This is a genomic window from Stenotrophomonas sp. CASM110, assembly GCF_049384345.1.
In the GTDB taxonomy this organism is placed as follows: domain Bacteria; phylum Pseudomonadota; class Gammaproteobacteria; order Xanthomonadales; family Xanthomonadaceae; genus Stenotrophomonas; species Stenotrophomonas muris.
Map to the genome: position 1 here is coordinate 59781 of NZ_JBMRGI010000023.1, position 21687 is coordinate 81467.

A 21687-nucleotide genomic window follows, 5' to 3' on the forward strand; every position below is an offset into this window, starting at 1 on the left:
GCACGCATTCTTCACATAGGATGGTCCCAAGCGCGCCTGCCATGAGGGCTGGCGCGGGGATCGACGGGACGCGCGCGGCGCGCCCCGAACGGGCGGCCGCCGCCCACAGCCCAGGAAGGCAAGCGATGCAGGAGTTTCTCACCGTCGTACTCGGTTACCCGACGCTGCCGTACAGCATTCTGCTGTTGGTGTCGGTGATGTATTGGGCGGTTGCGGCGTTCGGCCTGGTCGATGACGGTTTTGGCAATCTCGGCGCCGATGGCGCGCTCGAGGCGGGGACCGACCTCAGTGGCCTGTCAGCCATGCTGGCGCGCTGGGGCCTGGGTGGCGTCCCGATCATGGTGGTGGTCACCCTGCTGAGCCTGTTCGGCTGGCTCATCACCTATTTCATCCATCTGTTCGTACTGCTGCCGCTGCCGGACCTGCTGCGCTGGGGCCTGGGTACGCTCGTGGCGGTGCTGGCACCGCTGCCAGCGGTACCGCTCATCGCGCTGATCCTGCGCCCGGTCCGGCGCTTCCTGCTGCGCCTGCGGCCGGTGCCGCAGGCATCGCTGCTCGGCCGGGCCGGCGTGGTCGCGTCGCCGAAGGTGGACGCACGCAGCGGTCATGCCACGGTCGATGATGGCGGCGCCGGGCTGGTGCTGCAGATCCGCAGCGACATCGAACTGCAGCGTGGCGAGCGCATCGTGCTGGTTGAGCACATGGCCGAACAACACTATTACCGGGTGCTCCGCGCCGATGCGATCGCCCTCGATTTCCAGGACAACCTGCTTCCGGGCAACAAGGAGACTCATCAATGACGTTGGCATCCCTCTTACCGTTCCTGGCCGTCGCCGGCGGCCTGCTCGTCCTGCTGCTGGGCGTGGCCGGGCTGTTCAAGGCCTTCTACCGCAAGGTCGACCAGGGCGTGGCCCTGATCGTCAACGACATGAGCTCCACGCCCAAGGTGCACTTCACCGGTGCGCTGATCATCCCGGTGCTGTACCGCGCCGAGCTGATGCGGATCAGCCTGATCACCCTGCAGATCGACCGCCGTGGCAAGGAAGGCCTGATCTGCCGCGACAACATGCGTGCCGACATCGCCGTGGCCTTCTACCTGCGGGTGAACGAGACCCAGGCCGACGTGCTGCGCGTGGCCAAGGCCATCGGTGCCGACCGTGCGTCGGACAAGCATGCCGTCGATGAGCTGTTCAACGCCAAGTTCTCCGAAGCGTTGAAGACGGTCGGCAAGAAGTTCGACTTCACCGAACTGTTCGAGAAGCGCCAGGAGTTCCGCGACGAGATCATCGCGGTGATCGGCAACGACCTCAACGGCTATGTGCTGGAAGACGTGGCGATCGATTACCTGGAGCAGACCCCGAAGGCGCTGCTGGACCAGTTCAACATCCTTGACGCGCAGGGTATCCGCAAGATCACCGAGCTGACCGCCGCACAGAACGTGGTGACCAACGAGCTGGAGCAGAACGAGAAGCTCGCCATCACCAAGAAGAACGTGGAAGCGCGTGAAGCGCTGCTGGCGCTGGAACGCCAGCAGGCCGAAGCCGAAGCACGCCAGAAGCGCGAGATCGAGACCATCCGCGCGCGCGAGGAGGCCGAGACCGCCAAGGTGCAGGAAGAGCAGCGCCAGCTGTCCGAGAACGCCCGCATCGAAGCACAGCAGCTGATCGAGATCCGCGACCAGAACCGCCTGCGCGAAGTGGAAGTGGCCGAGCAGAACCGCCAGCGCGCCGTGGCCATCGAGGCCGAGCGCGTCGAGCGCGCACGCCAGCTTGAGCAGGTCACCACCGACCGCGAAGTGCAGCTGCAGGGCGTGGAGCGCGACAAGGTGGTCGAGCAGGGCAAGATGGACGTGGCCAACATCACCCGCGAACGCATCTCCATCGACAAGACCGTGGCGCAGGAGGAAGAGCGCATCAAGGAAGTGCGCGAGGTCTCCGAGGCCGACCGCCAGAAGCAGGTGCTGATCCTGGAAGCCGAGGCCAAGGCACAGGAATCGCTGGTGCGCGAGGTAAAGGAAGCGCAGGCACGCGAGACCGCCTCCAAGCACCGCGCAGTGGAACTGACCACGCTGGCCCAGGCCGAACACGAAGCAGCCGGCAAGCAGGCCGAAGCCAAGCGCCTGCTGGCCGACGCGCTGCGCGCCGAGCAGGCCGCACCGGGCCTGGCCGAAGCGCAGGTGCGTGAAGCTTCGGCACTGGCCATCGAGAAGGTCGGCATCGCCGAGGCCCGCGTGATCGAAGCCAAGGCCGAAGCCAGCCTGAAGCAGGGCAGCAACGAAGCCCGCGTGCTGGCCGAGACCCTGCAGGCGCAGGCGCAGGGTGAGGAGAAGATGGGCCTGGCCCGTGCCACCGCCACCGAATCGCTGGGCAACGCCGAAGCCGGCGTGGTGCAGAAGAAGCTGCTGGCCGAGGCCGAAGGCCTGGTGCGCAAGTTCGAAGCGATCGCTTCGCTGAGCGACCAGGCACGTGGCCACGAAGAGTTCCGCATGATGCTGGACAACAGCCTGAAGCAGGCGCTGGCCTCGATCGAAGCCGGCAAGGAAGTCTCGCGCGAGAATGCCAACGTCATCGCCAGCGCGCTGCGCAACGCCGATATCGATCTGGTCGGTGGCGACGGCGGCATGTTCGAGAACCTGGTCAAGGCGGTGTCGCTGGGCAAGTCGATCGAAGGCTTTGCCGGCAAGAGCCCGATCGTGCAGGAGCTGATGCAGCGCTACCTGGGCGTGGCCGTGGCCGAACCGGCGCCGCGCCAGATCGCCGAGGATGCCGAAGCGGTGCCGACCGTGTCGGCCACCGTGGTCGACAGCGCCCGTTGATGCATCGGGCGATGGCTGCTGCGGCCATCGCCCGCCCGCGCCGGCCGCAACCGCGGCCGTCCGCCCGTGAGCCGGAAGCCTGCTGATGTCTGATACCCATCCGTCCGCCGAATCCACTGCACCGGAGGCCGGCGGCACTACCGTCGACCAGGCCGTTGCCCAGGGCGGTGCCTATGAAGTCCTGCGCCGCCGCCTGGCCGAGCAGGGCCAGCGCCTGCAGGGCCTGGCCGAAACGCTCAACCGCCAGCGCCTGGCCGAGTTCGGCGACAGCCGCCTGGAGGTGGTCGGTCGCTTCCGCATCCGCAGCGAAAACAACTGCGTCGGCCGTGACATCGTGCAGGTCGGGCCGGACCGCCTGCTGTTCGGCTACAACGTATTCATCGGGCTGAAGACCCAGACCCGCATCGAGGACGTGTTCGGCCTGTACCGGCTGGTGCAGGGCAGCGACGGCTACGATGTGGCGGCGCTGGAGCTGAAGGGCAGCTTCCTCGACCAGCCCGGCTTCGTGCACGACTTCAACGAGCTGTACGCCTACTACAAGCACGCGCGCCTGCTGCAGCTGATCGTGGTGGGGGACAAGCTGCTGGCGTCGTTCCAGATCGGTGAGCGCAGCAGCGACGTGCGCGTGTTCCGCTGGGCGCTGTCGCGCGATGGGGAACTGACCTATCTGGATGCGCGCGGTGAGCGCGATATCGCACTGCCGCCGCCGTTCGACTTCGAATGGACCCGGGCGACCCGCGACCTGGCGGTCAATGGCCGCCATTCGCACCTGAACATCCTCGATACCCTGTTCGTGGAGACCACCGGCGGCGACCTCACGATCAAGGTCGAGAACAACACCGAGACCGGGCAGGGCATCTACAGCGAACCGGTGGAGGACAGCACGCAGTCGCTGGACGACGCCCAGTTCGAATTCGCCCGGGTCGGCTCGCTGGTGCTGCTGAAGGTGCTGCCGTACCGCGAGACGGAGTGGCGCGGGCTGATCTACAACACGCTGACCGGCGGCATCGTGCGCAACGATGCGATCGTGCAGGCCTGCGTGCAGCTGCCCGAAGACCACGGCGTGATCTTCCCGGGTGGCTATTACCTGCAGGGCGGCGAGCACAAGGCGTTCGACGCCTCGATGGCCGGCATGCAGTTCAAGCGCAGCATCCGTTCACCGAATGGTGAGGACGTGCTGTACATCTTCTATGAGCGCGAAGGTGGGCGCTCGGCGCTGTTCGTCTACAACACCATCCAGCGCGTGCTGCAGAACCCGGTGTTCGGCCATGGCTACGCCTTGATGCAGGACGGGCGCATGGTGCTGTTCCATGCCGAAGGCAGCGAACCGACCCGCATCCATCCGATGCAGGTCTGGCAGACCCCGTTCAGCAGTGACGAGTTTGCTGCAAGCCGGCCACCCGGCAACACCTTCATGGGACGCATCGGCAACGCCGAACTGGTGCGGGGCATCTCCAACCTGTTCAACCTGGCGCGCGAGATCGATGGCCAGGACGTGTCGGTGCAGCGCTACCAGCGCCTGGTGGCCGACACCCGGCGCCTGTTCGATGCCCACCACTGGCTGGGCGACGCGGCCTGCGATGGCGCCGAGGCGCTGCTGCGGCAGATCAGCGCCACCGGCGAATCGGTGCTGGACGAGTACGAGAAGGTGCAGTCGATCCGCCAGCAGTCGGCGCAGGCGATGGTCGAGGCAGAGGCCGCGCACAAGGCGCTGCTGGGCCGGCTGCAGCCGCAGAACTGGAGCGAGGTGCAGGCCTTCGTCGAGGCCCTCAATGCGATCACCGCATTGCGTGGACGGCTGCTGACCATCCGCGAGCTGCGTTACATCGACACCGCGCGCATCGAGACGATGACGGCCGAGCTGGTGGAGGCGCAGGATCATGTCGGCGCCGCCACGGGTGACTTCCTCGCCGGCGATGCCGCGCTGGTGCCGCTGACCACGCGCCTGCAGGCGCTGGATGAAGCTGCGCAGCAGGCGCAGAGTGCCCGCCAGCTGGATGAGCAGCTGGAGGGGCTGCGCGGGATGGCGGCCGATCTGGATATGCTGTCTGAACTGATGGCCGGCCTGAAGGTGGACGATGCCACCGCCCGCACCCGCGTGGTCGAGTCCATTTCGGTGCTGTACGGCCGCCTCAACCAAGCCCGCGCGCGTGCCGATCAGCGCCGCAGGTCGCTCGGCTCAGCCGAGGCCGTGGCGCAGTTCGCCGCGCAGTTCGCGCTGTTCTCGCAGTCGATCACCAGCGCGCTGGCGCTGGCCACGGACCCGGAGCGTGCCGACGAGCAGCTGTCGCGCCTGCTGGTGCAGCTGGAGGAGCTGGAGAGCCAGTTCGGCGAACACGAGCAGTTCCTCGGCGACATCCTGAGCAAGCGCGAAGAGCTGGTTGAAGCCTTCGAAACGCACAAGCAGGCGCTGCTGGATGACCGCCAGCGCAAGGCACGTTCGGTGCTGGATGCGGCCAGCCGCATCCTCGATGGCCTGGCCAAGCGCACCGAGCGCTTCGCCACCGCCGATGAGCTCAATGCGTTCTTTGCCGGCGATCCGCTGATCCTCAAGCTGCGTGAGCTGGCCGAACGCCTGCGCGCGTTGCATGACAACGTCAAGGCCGACGACATCGAAGCGCGCCTGAAGGGCGTGCGTGACCAGGCGGTGCGCCAGCTGCGTGACCGCAGTGATCTGTACGAGGCGGGCGGCAACGTGGTGCGGCTGGGGCCGCGCCATCGCTTCAGCGTCAACACCCAGGCGCTGGACCTGACCCTGCTGCCGCGTGGTGACACGCTGGCGATCCATCTGACCGGCACCGACTTCCTGGAGACCCTGCACGATCCGGAGCTGGATGCGCTGAAGCCGTTCTGGCCGGTCACCCTGGACTCCGAATCACCTGCACTGTATCGCGGCGAGTATCTTGCCGGCAGCCTGTTGATGGCCGCGCAGGAGGGGAGCGACGGGCTTGACCTGGCCACGCTGCAGCACGACGTCGCCACGCCCGAAGCACTGGACCAGCGCGTGCGTGCGTTTGCCGCACCGCGCTACCGCGAAGGCTACGAGCGCGGCATCCATGACCATGATGCCGCGCTGATCCTGCGTGCGTTGCTGCCCTTGCAGCAGGCGGCCGGCAGCCTGCGGCATGCACCGCGGGTGCGTGCGCTGGCGGTGCTGTTCTGGGCTGCCGAGCAGCGGCGCGAAGCGGTGGCGCAATGGCCGGCCCGCCAGATGGGTGCTGAAGCGCTGGCACGCCTGCTGGGGTCCGACGAAGGGCGCCTGGCGTTGCGTGCGGAGATGGCCGAGGCACTGCTGGCGTATGCGCAATCCCACGCGTTGCCGTTCGATGCCGATGCCGCAGAGGCCGCGGCCGCTTATCTGGGCGAGGAACTGGCGGCCGGCGAACCGGTGTTCAGCAGCAGCCGCCATGCGGTAGCGCTGCTGGAGGCACTGGCTCGGCAGCTGGAACAGGCCGGGCAACGCGAGGCGGTCGAACGCGCCCTGCAGCGCAGCCAGGATCCGCTGGCCACGCGCTGGGCGCTGGCCGGTCAGTGGCTGCGGGCGCTGGCGCGGATGCCGGCGCATGCCCCGCATGCCGGCTACGTCGACGAGGCTGCAGCACTGCTGCTGGTGCAGCGCCAGCTGCGTACCCGTGCCAGCGACGCCGCGCTGCAGGCGGAGGTCAGTGGCCTGCTGGGTGAACACGCACGCATCAGCAACGGCACGCTGGTGGTATCGCTGGATGACTTCCTGGTGCGCCTGAAGCAGCACCTGCGTCATTTCGTGCCAGCGTTCCATGCCTACCAGGCGCTGCGCCAGGGCATCATCGGCCGCGAGCGCGAGACCCTGCGGCTTTCCGAGTTCAAGGCGCGGCCGCTGTCCTCGTTCGTACGCAACAAGCTGATCAATGATGTCTACCTGGGCGTGATCGGTGACAACCTGGCCAAGCAGATGGGCACGGTCGGCGAGAACAAGCGCAGCGACCTGATGGGCCTGCTGATGATGATTTCGCCGCCCGGCTACGGCAAGACCACGCTGATGGAATACGTGGCGCACCGCCTGGGCCTGGTCTTCATGAAGATCAACGGCCCGGCGCTGGGTCACGAGGTGCGGTCGCTGGACCCGGCCCAGGCACCGGACGCGACCTCGCGGCAGGAGCTGGAGAAGCTCAACCTGGCGCTGGAAATGGGCAACAACACCATGCTGTATGTGGACGACATCCAGCACACCCATCCGGAGTTCCTGCAGAAGTTCATCTCGCTGTGCGATGGCACCCGCCGTATCGAAGGTGTGTGGCGCGGTCGCACCCGCACCTACGACATGCGCGGCAAGAAATTCTGCGTGGTGATGGCCGGCAACCCGTATACCGAGTCCGGCGAGGTGTTCAAGATTCCGGACATGCTGGCCAACCGTGCCGACATCTACAACCTGGGTGATGTGCTCGGTGGCATGGAGGCGGCCTTTACCCTCAGCTACATCGAGAACAGCCTGACTTCCAACCCGGTGCTGGCGCCGCTGGCTACGCGCGACATGGCTGACCTGTACACGCTGGTCGACCGGGCGATGGGCAAGGAGGTCTCGACCAACGGCCTGAGCCACGCCTACAGCAGCGCGGAGATCAACGAAATCACCGCCACCCTGCAGCGCATGCTGCGCGTGCGCGACGTGGTCTACCGCGTCAACCAGCAGTACATCGCCAGTGCCGCGCAGGACGACCGCTACCGCACCGAGCCGCCGTTCCGGCTGCAGGGTAGCTACCGCAACATGAACAAGCTGGCCGAGAAGATCTCGCCGGTGATGAACGAGGACGAGCTGCAGCAGTTGATCTCCGACCACTACCTGGGCGAGGCACAGCTGCTGACCACCGGCGCCGAAGAAAACCTGTTGAAGCTGGCCGAGCTGCGCGGCGTGCTGGACGACACGCAGGCGCAACGCTGGACGCAGATCAAGCGCGACTTCCTGCGCAACAAGGCCATGGGGGCCGACGACAGCGATGTCGGCGGGCGCGTGGTCGCGCAGCTGGCCGACATCGCCACCGCCCTGCAGCTTCCACCGCCGACGCCGGAACCGATTGCCGTTGCCGACCCGGCACCGTGGCCGGCGTTGCTGGAGGCCCTGCATCGTCTTTCTGAAACACGTCCGGCCGCCGCGCCGGTGCCGGTCGCGGCAGCCGCCAGTGTGCCGACGACGGTCCTGGCCGACGACCTGCAGGCTGGCCTGGCACCGTTGGTGGAACTGTTGGCGGCATCGCAGGCGCAGCAGGCACAGGTGTCCCAGACCCTGGCCGCGTTCGCCGGCTGGGCGCGGCAGCAGGTCGAGCGTGGGGTGCCGAACAGTGCGGTGGCGCAGCGTGCGCGTGTGCGCCGTGCCACGACGCCGGAGGAGCGCGCGCTGGATGAGGCGCTGATGCGTCACTTCTACGGCGAGTCGTTGCCGCCGGACGACGGTGAGGAGATTCCAGCGACGACACCGAAGCCGCCGCCGCTGCCGTGACCATGCAGGCGCCACTGCCGCCACCGAGCTTGCCGGACACGGCCGATGTCGCCGCGCTGGCCGACTATGGTGCGCCGTTGCTGCAGGCGCTGGCGCGGCGCGAAACACCGTTGCCGCCGGGCGCGGGCGCAGGGCTGGTGGCCGCACTGGCACGCATCGCGCTGGCCCTGCAGGCCGATAACCCGGCGCAGATCCGGCAGCAGGCGGGCTGGTGGGGCCGCCTGCTGGGGCGCGATGTCGATCGCGAGGCGGAAGGACGTGCGCTGCAGTCGCAGCTGGGCGTGCTGGCCCTGCAGGCGCGCGAGCAGGCCCAGCAGCTGCAGCAGCAGCTGCAGCTGCGGGCCATGGCCATCGCCGGACATTCAGCGGCGGCCGCAGCGCTGGACGCCTGGGTCGAGCTGGCAGCGGTGCGGCTGGCGTCGCTGGATACCGCCGGCCAGGCCGCGCTGTCGCAACGGCTCGATCACCTGCGCCGGCTGGCCACGCTGCGCCGTCTCGAGGCCGGCCAGTGGCAGCTCCTGCAGGACCAGGACAACGTGCTGCTGCAACGCTTCGCGCGCATCCATGACGTCCTGTTGCCAGCCTGGCGGCAGGCCGCCGCGGCGGGCCAGGCCGCGGCCGGCGCCACATTGGCGGCGAAGGCCGCCACGCTGCACGCACAGATCGATGACGAGGTCGCGGCGGCTCAGGCTAGACTGCCTTGAGCCGGCCGCCGCTGCCGCTTACCCAACTGCAAGGAGACTGCCCGATGACCCAGGACAGCCAGACCCCCGGTGCCCTCGTGCCCGGCACGACTACCGCCGTTCCGCTCGATGAAGGCGCATTGCAGGCGCTTGGCCTGGTCCGCGAGGATCTGCCGCGCATCGCCGAGATCCGTCTGGAGCTGGATGACCTGCGCCCGGGCAACCTGCAGGTCTTCGGTCGCGAAGCGGCCACGCGCACCGCAGCGTTTTCCAGCCAGTTGCTGGACCAGGTGCGCAATCGTGACCTCGATGCCAGCGGCGAGAAACTGGGCGAAGTGGTGCGCATCGCACGCAGCCTGAAGCTGGACGGCTTCGCGCAGCGGTCGAAGGTGCCGGTGATCGGTGGCCTGATCGACCGCCTGCGCGTATCCAAGGGCGAGCTGGTGCAGAAGTTCAGCGACACCAATGCGCAGATCGAGCAGCTGCTGGGTGATGTCGGTGTGCAGCAGGCGTTGATGGGCAAGCGCGTGGGCGAGTTCGACCGCATGCATGACATCGTCCGCGAAGAACGCCATGCGCTGGGCCTGTATGCTGCGGCCGGCAAGCAGCGCCTGGCCGAACTGCAGGCCGAGCAGCAGGCCGGGCAGGGCAGTGAGGATCCGCAGCAGCGCATCCGCCAGAGCGAAGTCGACAACGCGATCCGCCTCCTCGAAAAGCGCGTGTCCGACCTGCAGCTGATGCAGCATGCGGCCGACCAGTCGCTGCCGATGATCCGCCTGATCCAGGCCAACGCGCTGCAGCTGATCGAGAAGTTCAACACGGTGCGCGAGATCACCATCCCGTCGTGGAAGCGCCAGTTCGCCATCCAGCTTTCGCTGGGTGAGCAGAAGGCCGCGGTCGAGCTGTCCACCGCCATCGACGATGCCACCAACGAGCTGATGCGCCGCAACGCCGACCTGCTGCGCCAGGCCTCGGTGGATACCGCGCGCAGCAACCAGCGCGGCGTGATCGACGTGGCCACGCTGCGCCACGTGCACGGCCAGTTGATCGCCACGGTCGAGGAAGTGCGCAGCATCCATCGCGAAGGAATGCAGCAGCGGCAGCAGGCCGAAGTCGAGCTGTCGCGCCTGCGCGAAGACCTGCAGCAGCGACTGGCCACCCCGACTGCCAGCTGAAAAAAGGGGACGGAGGGGATTAAGTCGTTTGTGCCACTTGCGACTTAATCCCCTCCGTCCCCTTTTTGTTGTCAGCGCAGTTGCTGGCCCAGCCAGTCGGCCAGCGCATCCACGCGCCCATCTGCCGGTCCATCCGGTCGCGCCAGCACCCAGAAGCCACCGGTGGCGGCAAATCCCCACGGCGCGACCAGTCGCCCGGCGGCCAGGTCCTCGGCCACCAGGGGCTCGGGTGCGATCGCCGGGCCCAGCCCGGCCACCGCTGCCTCCAGCAGGTAGTACAGGTGTTCGAAGGCAGTACCCAGCTGCAGCTTCGAGGTGTCCAGATCGTGCGCTTGCGCCCACGCCGGCCATGCCTGCGGCCGTGAGCTGGTGTGCAGCAGCGTCTCCTGCAGCAGCGCCGAGGGCGGCACATGCCGCAGGCGCTGCGCGGCCGGATGCGAGGGGGCCACCACCACGCCGACCCGTTCCGGCGCCAGCTCACGCACCTGCCAGCCCCGGGGCCACGGCCCCTGCGCCAGCAGCAGCACCGCGTCCAGTGCGGCCTGCGCCTCGGTGAAGCTGCCATCCAGCGCCGACCACTGCAGGCGTACGCCGGGCAGGGCAGCCTGCAGTGCGGGCAGGCGCGGAATCATCCAGCGCGCCAGCACGCTGCCGCTGCAGCCCAGCACCAGCGCCGGGGCCGCGGTCGGCCGGCGCAGTTCGCGCACGCAGTCTTCGATGCCGCTGAAGGCCTCGCTGCACGCTGCCTGCAGGCGCGTGCCCGCAGCGGTCAGGCGCAGGCCGCGACCGGCCCGCTGGAACAGCGCCAGGCCGAGGTGGTCTTCCAGCAGCTTCAGCTGGCGGCTGACCGCGCCGTGGGTCACGTGCAGGTCCTGCGCGGCGCGGCCAACCCCGCCCAGGCGGGCGGTGGCCTCGAACGCGCGCAGCGCATTGAGCGGTGGCAACAGCGAACGGCTCATGTGAGATTTCCTGACGGTATATGCCAGATAATATCCATTTTCCGGTCACGACCCGTGCGCTAGAGTATCCACCTGTCTCGAACCAGCGGTCGCTTCCATGTCTGCCTCCCCCATTGCCGACTACCACGCCTTCCCGGATGCCCAGGGCCATTTCGGCCGCTACGGTGGCAGCTTCGTTGCCGAAACCCTGGTCGGCCCGCTGCAGGAACTCGCCCAGGCCTATGACCAGGCCCGCCAGGATCCGGCCTTCCAGGCCGCCTACGACCGCGACCTGGCCCACTACGTGGGCCGGCCGAGCCCGATCTACCACGCCCAGCGGCTGAGCGACCATGTCGGCGGCGCGCAGATCCTGCTCAAGCGCGAAGACCTGAACCACACCGGCGCGCACAAGATCAACAACACCATCGGCCAGGCGCTGCTGGCGGCGCGGATGGGCAAGAAGCGCATCATCGCCGAGACCGGTGCCGGCCAGCACGGCGTGGCCAGCGCCACGGTTGCCGCGCGGTTGGGCCTGGAATGCGTGGTGTACATGGGCGCCACCGACATCGAGCGGCAGAAGATCAACGTCTACCGCATGAAGCTGCTCGGCGCGACGGTGGTGCCGGTCACCTCCGGTTCGGCCACCTTGAAGGACGCGCTCAACGAAGCGATGCGCGACTGGGTGACCAATGTGCAGGACACCTTCTACATCATCGGTACGGTCGCCGGTCCGGATCCCTACCCGCGCATGGTGCGCGACTTCAACGCCATCGTCGGCCGCGAGGCACGCGAGCAGATGCTGGCCGAGTACGGCCGCCTGCCCGATGCGATCACTGCCTGCGTCGGCGGCGGCAGCAATGCCATCGGCCTGTTCCATGCCTTCCTCAACGACCGCCAGGTCGAGATCGTCGGCGCCGAGGCCGCAGGTGATGGCATCAGCACCGGTCGCCATGCTGCATCGATCGCCGCCGGTCGCCCGGGCGTGCTGCATGGCAACCGCACCTATGTACTGTGCGACGACGACGGCCAGATCATCGAGACCCATTCGGTGTCGGCCGGCCTGGACTATCCGGGCGTCGGCCCCGAACACGCATTCCTGGCCGATACCGGCCGCGCGCGCTACCTCGGCATCACCGATGACGAAGCACTGCAGGCCTTCCACCTGCTGGCGCATACCGAGGGCATCCTGCCGGCGCTGGAGTCCAGCCATGCGCTGGCGCAGGCGATCAAGCTGGCGCGTGAGCGTCCGCGTGACCAGATCGTGCTGTGCAATCTGTCCGGCCGTGGCGACAAGGATGTGCATACCATCGCCGCGCGCGAAGGGCTGGTGCTGTGAGCGCGCTGCTGCGCAACAGTGGCGTGCTGCTGCTGGCGCTGGGGTTGGCCGCGTGCCAGCCGCCGGAGCCGCCGCTGCTGGCACCGGCCGCCAAGGCCACCACGCAGCCGGCACAGCAGGCGGCCGCGAATGATGACCTCGACCCGATGGCACGTGCGCCGATCGTCGATCCGCCGTCCACGGAAGATATGGACAGCGATGGCGCGCCCGCGGTGGTCTCGGTGGCGCTGGACCATGCCGGCGAGGTGCTGATCGGCCAGCACATGAGCGATCTGAAGGCACTCGGGCCGTGGACCGCGCAAGGGGCGGTCGAAGCCATCGGCGGCAGTTGCGAGTACTACGACGGCAAGGGGCTGCCGCCCGGCGTGTCGATGATGACCGATGAAGATCGCGTCGTCCGTTTCGATCTCGGCCTGGATCCGGACAGCGGGGCGCCGACCCAGCAGCCCGGTCCGTTCGGCCTGCGTGTCGGCATGACCCGCGCCCAGGCCATGGCCCAGTTCCCGAAGCCGCCGGTATCCAGCCCGCATGCCTACGACGGTGACCAGGGCGAGTACCTCACCTGGCAGGACCCGGGTTCGGACCTGGGTATCCGCGTGGAACTGTTTGAAGGGCGGGTCACCCAGATGTACTGGGGAACCAGCGATGCGATTGAACTGATTGAAGGATGTGCCTGAAATGCCCGTATCCCGACTCGATGCCTGTTTCCAGCGTCTGCGCGAACAGCAGCGCAAGGCGCTGATCCCCTTCGTCACGGCCGGTGATCCCTCGCTGGAGGCCACCGTGCCGGTCATGCACGCACTGGTCGACGCCGGCGCCGACGTGATTGAACTGGGCGTGCCGTTCTCCGACCCGATGGCCGATGGCCCGACCATCCAGCGCAGCTCCGAGCGCGCGCTGGCACGCGGCGCCGGCAGCCGCTACGTCCTGCAGGCCGTGGCGCAGTTCCGCGAGCGCGATGCGCAGACCCCGGTGGTGCTGATGGGCTACCTGAACCCGGTGGAGATCCACGGTTACGCGGCCTTCGCCAAGGCCGCCGTCGACGCCGGCGTGGACGGCGTGCTGCTGGTCGACCTGCCGCCGGAAGAAGCGGGCGACGCCCAGCAGGCGTTCGACGCAGCCGGCCTTGCGCTGGTACTGCTGGCGTCGCCGACCACCAGCGAGGCGCGAGCCGACAAGCTGCTGGCGCTGGCCCGTGGCTATCTCTACTACGTCAGCTTTGCCGGTGTCACCGGCGCGTCCGAGCGCCTGGACAGCGATGCCGCCAGTGCCCGCCTGCAGGCGTTGCGCGCGCGTGCGTCGGTGCCGGTGGTGGCGGGCTTCGGCATCAAGGATGCCGCCAGTGCCGCGGCCATGGCCCGGCAGGCCGACGGCGTGGTGGTGGGCAGCGCGCTGGTGGCGGCGCTGGCCGAAGCGGGCTCGGCGGAAGAGGCCGCGCAGCACGCCCGGACCTTCCTCGCCCCGCTGCGGCAGGCGCTGGACGCGTAACGGTAGTGCCGGCCGCTGGCCGGCATCCTCCTGAGGGCTCGCGTGCAAGGGCTGCCGGCCAGCGGCCGGCACTACCCATCGGTCTGCACGCAAGGGCTGCCGGCCAGCGGTGGGCACCGCCCCAGCACCTAAACGTACGTCCCAGCATGGTTTTTTCCGGCTGCCCCGTGGCTGGCAAGGGGGTGCACGGGCGGGGAAAGCGGAGCTAGACTGTCCGCCTTTGCGGCCCCCGGGCCGCCCTGAACGGAAGTGTCCTCCCGCATGAGTTGGCTCAGCAAGTTGATGCCGTCCGGCATCCGCACCGACAACACCCCCAGCAAGAAGCGCAGTGTCCCCGAGGGCCTGTGGGAAAAGTGCAGCAACTGCGGCAGCGCGTTGTACCGTCCGGAACTGGAAGAGAACCTGGAAGTCTGCCCGAAGTGCGGCCATCACATGGCGATCCGTGCGCGTGCGCGCCTGGCCGCCCTGTTCGATGCCGACAGCACCACCGAGATCGGTGCGCGCCTGGGGCCGACCGACCTGCTCAAGTTCAAGGACCAGAAGAAGTACAGCGAGCGCATCAAGATCGCGCAGAAGAACACCGGCGAGTACGACGCGCTGATCGCCATGCGCGGCCTGCTCAAGGGCCGTGCGCTGGTGGCATCGTCGTTCGACTTCGCCTTCATGGGCGGCTCGATGGGCTCGGTGGTCGGCGAGCGTTTCGCACTGGCCGCGGAAACCGCGGTCGAGATCGGTGCGCCCTACGTGTGCTTCTCGCAGAGCGGTGGCGCCCGCATGCAGGAAGGCCTGTTCTCGCTGATGCAGATGGCCAAGACCTCGGCCGCGCTGGGCAAGCTGCGTGAAGCCGGCCTGCCGTACATCTCGGTGCTGACCCATCCGACCACCGGCGGCGTGTCGGCTTCCTTCGCGATGCTGGGTGACATCAACATCGCCGAGCCGCAGGCGCTGATCGGCTTCGCCGGCCCGCGCGTGATCGAGCAGACCGTGCGCGAGAAGCTGCCGGAAGGCTTCCAGCGCTCGGAATTCCTGCTGGAGCACGGCGCCATCGACCAGATCTGCGACCGTCGCGAAATGCGCGACCGCCTGTCCGATCTGCTGGCAATGCTGGGCCGTCAGCCGGCGCCGGAGGTGGCTTGATGGGAGGCCGCAAGTACTTCGGTACTGATGGCATCCGTGGACGGGTCGGCCAGGGCGTGATCTCGGCCGACTTCGTGCTGCGCCTGGGCAACGCCCTGGGCCGTGTCCTGGTCGACCAGCGCGGCCAGGATGGGCGCCGGCCGATCGTGGTGATCGGCAAGGACACCCGCATCTCCGGTTACATGTTCGAAGCGGCACTGGAAGCCGGCCTGGTCGCCGCCGGTGCGGACGTGCAGTTGCTGGGGCCGATGCCGACCCCGGCGGTGGCGTTCCTGACCCGTACGCTTGGCGTGGACGCTGGCATCGTCATCAGCGCCTCGCACAACCCGCACTACGACAACGGCATCAAGTTCTTCTCCGCCCAGGGCGAGAAGCTCGACGATGCCACCGAGCTGGCCCTGGAAGCGGCGCTGGACATCCCGTTCACCACCGCCGAATCGGAAAAGCTGGGCAAGGCGTCGCGTGCGCGCGAAGCGGTCGGCCGCTACATCGAGTTCTGCAAGGCCAGCGTGCCGCGCGCGTTCGACCTGCGTGGCGTGCGCCTGGTGCTGGACTGCGCGCACGGCGCCACCTACCAGATCGCGCCGCTGCTGTTCCGTGAACTGGGCGCCGAGGTGATCGGCATTGGTGCCGAGCCCAACGGCGTCAACATCAACGCCGGCGTGGGTTCCACCCACATCGACAACCTGGCGGCCAAGGTCCGCGAAACCCGCGCCGATCTCGGCATCGCCTTCGATGGGGATGGCGACCGCGTGCTGATGGCCGACGACCAGGGCAACCCGGTCGACGGCGATGACCTGCTGTATATCCTGGCCCGTGCATGGAAAGCCGAAGGCCGCCTTCGCGGCCCGGTGGTCGGTACGCTGATGAGCAACTACGGCATCGAGAAGGCATTTGCCGACCTGCAGATTCCGTTCGTGCGCAGCAATGTCGGCGATCGCTACGTGCACCAGGCGCTGATGGAAGGCGGCGGCGTGCTCGGCGGTGAAGCCTCCGGCCACCTGCTGTGCCTGGATCGGGCCACCACCGGCGACGGCATCGTCAGCGCGCTGCAGGTGCTGGTGGCATTGCGCAACAGCGGGCAGACCCTGCGCCAGGCGCTGAAAGGACTGGTGCGGGTGCCGCAGAAGACGGTCAACGTACGGCTGGGCAATGTCTCGGCCAAGGCCACGGTGCAGGCCGGCAGCGTGCAGGCCGCGCTGGCTGTCGCGCAGCAGTCGGTGGCCGGCCGTGGCCGTGCGTTCCTGCGCCCGTCCGGTACCGAGCCGGTGGTGCGGGTCACGGTCGAGGCCGATGATGCGACGCTGATGCAGGACACGCTGGATCGACTGTCCGCGGCGGTACGTGAAGCCGCCGCCTGAGGCCGCTGCACATCCGCCCAACGAAAACGCCCCGGAATGCCGGGGCGTTTTCGTTGAAGGGGCAGGGCGGTGGGTTGCCTACGGCCCCGGCACCATCTTCTTCTGGCGTGCCTTGAAGCCATTGAACAGCGGTGCGATCAGCGGGTTGTAGCTCTGTGCGATGCGTTTTCGCAGCCAGCTGGCCGGGCGGTTGCGGATCGCGAAACGATAGATGCGCTCCGGGTCGCCGCCCACCACATTGCGTCCGAACGGGTGGGTGGTATGCAGGTAGCGGAAGCCGTGCTCGCGCGCCACCTCGATGTGGTCCTGGTCGAAATCGCCGTAGGGCCAGCACAGCGTATCGGACACCTCGCCAAGCTTGTCCTGCAGGACGTCGCGCGAGACTGCCAGGTCGTGGCTCAGGCCGGCACGGCGCTGTGCGCGGTCCAGGTCGTCGCGGCGCAGCCAGCGGGTGTGGGTATGGGTGTGGCAATGCACTTCGAAGGTGCCGGCGGCGATGGCCGCGCGCGCTTCGCTCCAGCGCATCATCACGTCGTCGCTGCGGTTCTGCTCGTAGATCGCCGCTTCGCAGCCGCGATGGTCCGGCGTGGCAGGCAACGTTGCCCCGGCAAGCCCGGCGTGGGGCCGCTCCGGGCCTTCGCCCATCCAGCCGGTGACCACGAACACCACCGCGTGCATGCCGTACTTCTGCAGGATCGGGTGCGCATACACCCAGTTGTCCAGGTAGCCATCGTCGAAGGTGATCACGATCGACTTGCGCGGCACCGGCTTGCCGGCCAGGAAGCCGGCGTACTGGTCCAGTGTCAGCGACGTCCAGCCGTTGCCGGCCAGCCACGCGATCTGGCTTTCGAAATTCTCCGGTGACACGGTGATCATGCCCGGCGACGGACTGACGTGGTGGTGCATCAGCACCGGTACGGTTCGGGCATCAGCCATGTCCCAGCTCCTTCAGCCACTGGTGGTAATAGTGTTCGGTGGTCTCACCGTGGCCGTCGGGAGTGAACCGGTGCGCGCTGCGCATCCAGTCCCACCCGGCGCGGCCCATCTGCCGCCGCCGTTCCGGATCGTCCACCAGCAGGCGCAGGGCGCCTGTCAGGGCTGCATTGTCGCCCAGCCGGGTGAGGATCGCATTGCTGCCATCCACCACCATCTCCGGCACGCCACCCACCCGCGTGGCCACGATCGGCACCCCGACATAGGCGGCCTCCAGGAAGACGGTACCGGCCGCTTCCTTGTGCGATGCCAGCGCGAAGATGTCGAAGCCAGCCATCAGCCGGCATGCGCCATCGCGATAGCCGAGCAGATGGACCTGCTGCTGCAGCCCGTGCTCGTCGCGCAGCGCCTGCAGCCGGTCCATGACCGGCTGGCCATCGCCGACCACCACCAGGTGCAGGTTCGGGTGCGTCTTGCACAGCGGTACCATCGCCTGCAGCAGGTCGGCATGACCCTTGGGTTCGCGCAGCACCGCCACGCAACCGACCACGATGTCCTGTTCGCCGAAGCCGAGTTCGGCGCGCACGTCCGCGCGTACCTCCTGCAGGCATTGCCAGGGGTCGTCCTTGCGGATTTCGCTCCAGCGCGGCGGGACCGCGATGGGCGGCACGATACCGATGTGTTCGGCCGGAATGCCGCGCGCGGCCAGCAACTGCTTGACGAAGCTGCTGACGGTCAGCACCCGGTGCGGCAGGCCGGTATAGGTCAGCAGCGAGTTGACCGGGCTCATCAGGTGGCGCGAGCGCACCACCAGCGGCGTGCCGCCCAGGCGTGCACCGGCGGCGGCGATCAGTGCGTCACGGCGGCTGGTGGTGTTGACCACGTCATAGCGTTCGCGGCGCACCAGGCGCGAGACCGACCAGATGCCGCGCAGCAGGCGCAGCAGGCCACCCATGCGCAGGGTATGCACGGTGAAACCATCATCGCGTGCCAGCTGGGCCAGTCGCGCTTCGGGCTGGCACAGCAGCGCCACCTCGTGGCCACGCGCGCGCATCACCTGCATGTGGCGGAAGATGTAGATCTCCTGCCCGCCCATTCCCTTGGCGGCTTCAGTGTGCAGGATGCGCAGCGGACGGTTCATGCAGGATCGATCCTTGAGGGTCAGCGGTTGCGGAAGCGGGTCAGCGCTTCCCATGCAGTGCGTACGGCGGCCGCATCGGGCGCCTGCTGTGGCAGCGGCCGGTAGCGCAGGTCCAGGGCGGTGGCGTTGCCGAACTTGTCGAACACATAGATGGCATCGCCATGGCGCACCGCGCGCTGCGACCAGCTTTCGACCACCAGCGCACGCGTGCCCTGCGGCTCGGCCAGCAGGTCCTGGCCGGTGCTGTAATCGGCCAGTGCGTTCTCGCAACCCAGTGCGTGGCGCATCAGTGTCGGCACCCAGTCTTCGTGCGAGCTGGTGCGTGCGTCGTGGCCAGCGGCCTTGCCCGGCCAATGCAGCACGAACGGGACCTGCAGCTGATAGTCGGAGAAGTTGCCGTTGTGGCCCCAGTAGTTCAGCTTGAGGTCGTTGAACTCTTCGGCATGGTCACCGGTGACCAGCACGATGGTGTCCTCGGCCAGGCCCTGTGCGCGCAGGTCGTCCAGCAGCGAGCCGATCAGGCTGTCGGCATAGTGCACGGCGGTGCGGTAGCGGTTGAGTTCCGGCGTCGGGTCATGCTCCGGGCCGAACTTGAGGAAATCGATATCGGCGGCCATCGGTGTGGCCACCGCCGGATAGCCCTCGGGCATGTGGTAGGGCGCATGGGTGGAGTCGAGGAACACGAAGCCGAACCACGGGCGCTGCGCGGCCTGGCTGGCGCGGATGTCCTGCTGCAGCGCACTGATGATCGCGCGGTCGCGGCCGTCTGACTTCAGCGCTGCCGGCCCCTGGTGCAGCTGGTCGCGGACATCGGCGAACACCGTGCGATCGAACTCCGGGCTGTACAACGGCGCACTGCCGTACAGGTGCAGGTCGTAGCCCTGCTGGCCCAGCACCTGGAACAGCTGCGAGCCACGCTGCTCGTCAAGCATGCTCGGCCAATAGCCGCCGGGCAGGCCGTAGAGCAGCCCGAACAGGCCGTAGCGGGTGGCATTGCCGGTGCTGAAATGGTGGTCGAAGACGCGCGCATCCTGCGCCAGCGTCGACGTGTTGGGCATCAGCTGCGGTGTCAGCACATCGTGGCGCAGCGACTCCAGTACCACCATCAGTACGTTGGGACGATGTGGGCTCTGGCAGCGCAGCGGATGCAGCGGGTACAGCAGCTGCGCATGGCGCGGGTCGGGCAGGCCGGCGTGCTGTTGGCTGACCACGCCCAGGCGCCGCATGAAGCTCTTGGCCGTGATCGGCTGCGCCCACGGCAGGTAGTTCCACTGCGCGATCACATCACGGTCGCCGCGGGCGTCGTAGTAGGCCGTGGCGACCTGGCCGCCGGCCATCAGCAGCGCGACCACCGCCCAGGCCTGCAGCACCCGTCGACGGCGCGGCGCGGCCGGCAGCAGTTTCCAGCACGCCCAGGCCAGCAGGCCCTCGGCGGTGAAGACCGCGGCAACCAGCAGGCCGACCTGCAGCCAGGTCTTCCAGGACAGGGCAACCTGGTCCTGCAGGGCGCCGCCGAACACCATGTTCACGACCATGGCATTGAGGTGGAAGCGGTACAGGGTGAAGACCTTGGCGTCGACCAGCAGCAGGCACAGCCACAGGCCCTGCAGCACGGCCGCGCTGATGCTCAGCGCACGCGCGCTGCGTGGCCACAGGCCCAGCAGCAGCGGCAGCAGGCCGGCCAGCGCACCGAACGCGAGCAGGTGGCCGGGCAGGGCGACCGCCAGATAGGCCAGGCCGGCGCCGCCGCCCGGATTGTCACGCAGCGGTACATTGCCCAGCGCAATCGCCGCGGCCAGTACCGCATTGCCGACGATGAACAGCGACCACCAGGCCAGCCGCCGCCAGCGCCGGGCGGAACCTTCAATGGCAGGGGCGGCAGGGGCAGCTGCGGGCATGGTGGGGCAGGTTCAGGGGGTGCAGGAGAGGGGCGGGGCCAACCTGACGGAAGCGTTGCTCCGCGCGCGGGTCGCGCATTGTATCGGTTTGTTTCCGTGTATCGAGTGGCGTCCCCCGGGCGATCTGTCACAATGTTCAGGCGGGCCATGAATGCGTTGGCCCCCTCAGACCCAACGACAAGCCAGGAACCGCTGTGAGCCAGATCCCCACCCTCGACATCACCCGTTTCGACAGCGACCGCGAGGCCTTCGTGGCCGAGCTGGGCGCGGCCTACCGCCAATGGGGATTCGCGGGCATCCGTAACCACGGCATCCCGCAGGCCGACATCGACGCGGCCTACGATGCCTTCAAGGCTTTCTTCGCCCTGCCGGAAGAGGTCAAGCGCAAGTACCACGTGGCCGGCAGCGGCGGCGCCCGCGGCTACACCCCGTTCGGCGTGGAAACCGCCAAGGGCTCCAAGCATTTCGACCTGAAGGAGTTCTGGCACATCGGCCGCGAGATCGCCGACGATTCCAAGTACCGGGACGTAATGGCGCCGAACCTGTGGCCGGCCGAGGTCGAAGGTTTCCGTGAGCGCGGTTACGGCCTGTATCAGGCGCTGGACAACCTGGGGTCGCGCGTGTTGTCCGCGTTGGCCCTGCACATTGGCCTGCCGGAAGACTTCTTCGCCGACAAGACCAACTTCGGCAACTCGATCCTGCGCCCGATCCACTACCCGCCGATCACCACTGACGACATCCCGAACGTGCGTGCCGGTGCCCATGGCGACATCAACTTCATCACCCTGCTGGTCGGCGCCAGTGCCGCAGGCCTGGAAGTGCAGTCGCATGACGGCGAGTGGGTGCCATTTACGTCAGATGCGGACACGATCGTGGTCAACATCGGCGACATGCTGCAGCGCCTGACCAACCACGTGTATCCGTCGACCATCCACCGCGTGGTCAACCCCCCGGGTGACCTGGCGCGCCAGCCGCGCTACTCGGTGCCGTTCTTCCTGCACCCGAACCCGGACTTCCTGATCGACGTGCTGCCCTCGTGCATCACTCCGGAGAACCCGAGCCGGTATCCGGAGGCGATCACCGCCCACGGCTTCCTCGAGGAACGCCTGCGCGAGATCAAGCTGAAGTAAGGAAAAGTGAGGCCGCCGAAAGGCGGCCTTTTTCTTTGCAGGGTTGCACCCTGCACCCGCGGTAGTGCCGGCCGCTGGCCGGCAAGTCCAAAGCCAAAGCGGCTCTGGGGTGTTCCGTGGGGAGGCGGGGAGGTGTCGGATGGCGGGGACGCCGTAAACCCGTCCGTGGGGGCTTGGCC

Annotated in this window: 15 protein-coding genes; 11 read left to right on the forward strand and 4 right to left on the reverse strand. The window is 68.0% G+C overall.

Annotated elements, in window-relative coordinates; all coding sequences use genetic code 11:
* Positions 1-125: 125 nt before the first annotated feature.
* The 5 genes from VG561_RS17725 to VG561_RS17745 all read left to right on the forward strand — a co-directional run bounded on the left by VG561_RS17725 (position 126) and on the right by VG561_RS17745 (position 10146).
* The gene (locus VG561_RS17725) at positions 126-800 is read left to right on the forward strand and encodes a hypothetical protein (RefSeq protein ID WP_423179845.1); all 675 of its coding nucleotides are present in this window, start codon (positions 126-128) and stop codon (positions 798-800) included.
* Positions 797-2815 (forward strand): hypothetical protein, encoded by a 2019-nt coding sequence (locus tag VG561_RS17730; protein ID WP_014647885.1) that lies wholly within the window; start codon positions 797-799, stop codon positions 2813-2815. Before VG561_RS17725 ends, VG561_RS17730 begins: the two co-directional genes overlap by 4 nt.
* Before the next feature lie 85 nt (positions 2816-2900).
* Entirely contained in the window at positions 2901-8288 is a 5388-nt protein-coding gene (locus tag VG561_RS17735; protein ID WP_262093468.1) for a DNA repair ATPase, read from the forward strand.
* A 2-nt stretch (positions 8289-8290) separates the two neighbouring features.
* A complete protein-coding gene (locus VG561_RS17740) occupies positions 8291-8992 on the forward strand; it encodes a hypothetical protein (protein ID WP_014647883.1) in 702 nt (233 codons plus the stop codon).
* Between the two features lie 44 nt (positions 8993-9036).
* Positions 9037-10146 (forward strand): toxic anion resistance protein, encoded by a 1110-nt coding sequence (locus VG561_RS17745; protein WP_262093470.1) that lies wholly within the window; start codon positions 9037-9039, stop codon positions 10144-10146.
* Positions 10147-10217: 71 nt separating this feature from the next.
* Here the strand turns inward: VG561_RS17745 and VG561_RS17750 are convergent, their stop codons facing one another.
* Positions 10218-11105, reverse strand: a complete 888-nt coding sequence (locus VG561_RS17750; protein ID WP_032957497.1) for a LysR family transcriptional regulator — start codon at positions 11103-11105, stop codon at positions 10218-10220.
* Positions 11106-11202: 97 nt separating this feature from the next.
* Here VG561_RS17750 and trpB point away from each other — a divergent pair, with 97 nt between their 5' ends.
* The 5 genes from trpB to glmM all read left to right on the forward strand — a co-directional run bounded on the left by trpB (position 11203) and on the right by glmM (position 16406).
* Positions 11203-12420: a tryptophan synthase subunit beta gene (trpB, locus tag VG561_RS17755; RefSeq protein WP_032957499.1), complete on the forward strand. Its 1218-nt coding sequence runs from the start codon at positions 11203-11205 to the stop codon at positions 12418-12420.
* The gene (locus VG561_RS17760) at positions 12417-13097 is read left to right on the forward strand and encodes a hypothetical protein (protein ID WP_014647879.1); all 681 of its coding nucleotides are present in this window, start codon (positions 12417-12419) and stop codon (positions 13095-13097) included. The genes trpB and VG561_RS17760 overlap by 4 nt, the downstream gene beginning before the upstream one ends.
* Position 13098: 1 nt before the next feature.
* Complete coding sequence (gene trpA, locus VG561_RS17765) at positions 13099-13908, forward strand: tryptophan synthase subunit alpha (RefSeq protein ID WP_262093472.1); 810 nt, start codon at positions 13099-13101, stop codon at positions 13906-13908.
* 261 nt (positions 13909-14169) lie between these two features.
* Positions 14170-15045 (forward strand): acetyl-CoA carboxylase, carboxyltransferase subunit beta, encoded by an 876-nt coding sequence (gene accD / locus VG561_RS17770; protein ID WP_005410473.1) that lies wholly within the window; start codon positions 14170-14172, stop codon positions 15043-15045.
* Positions 15045-16406, forward strand: coding sequence for a phosphoglucosamine mutase (gene glmM, locus VG561_RS17775; RefSeq protein WP_126411209.1), 1362 nt, complete (start codon positions 15045-15047; stop codon positions 16404-16406). Before accD ends, glmM begins: the two co-directional genes overlap by 1 nt.
* A gap of 78 nt (positions 16407-16484) precedes the next feature.
* Here the strand turns inward: glmM and VG561_RS17780 are convergent, their stop codons facing one another.
* From VG561_RS17780 to VG561_RS17790, 3 genes are read right to left on the reverse strand one after another with little or no spacing between them, the layout of a single operon-like run.
* Positions 16485-17342 (reverse strand): polysaccharide deacetylase family protein, encoded by an 858-nt coding sequence (locus tag VG561_RS17780; RefSeq protein WP_049407821.1) that lies wholly within the window; start codon positions 17340-17342, stop codon positions 16485-16487.
* Complete coding sequence (locus tag VG561_RS17785; protein WP_014647875.1) at positions 17335-18480, reverse strand: glycosyltransferase family 4 protein; 1146 nt, start codon at positions 18478-18480, stop codon at positions 17335-17337. The genes VG561_RS17780 and VG561_RS17785 overlap by 8 nt, the downstream gene beginning before the upstream one ends.
* A gap of 20 nt (positions 18481-18500) precedes the next feature.
* Positions 18501-20378, reverse strand: a complete 1878-nt coding sequence (locus VG561_RS17790) for a DUF3413 domain-containing protein (protein WP_241887539.1) — start codon at positions 20376-20378, stop codon at positions 18501-18503.
* A 194-nt stretch (positions 20379-20572) separates the two neighbouring features.
* Between VG561_RS17790 and VG561_RS17795 the strand changes: the two genes are divergently transcribed.
* Entirely contained in the window at positions 20573-21508 is a 936-nt protein-coding gene (locus tag VG561_RS17795) for an isopenicillin N synthase family dioxygenase (protein WP_032956201.1), read from the forward strand.
* Positions 21509-21687 lie beyond the last annotated feature (179 nt).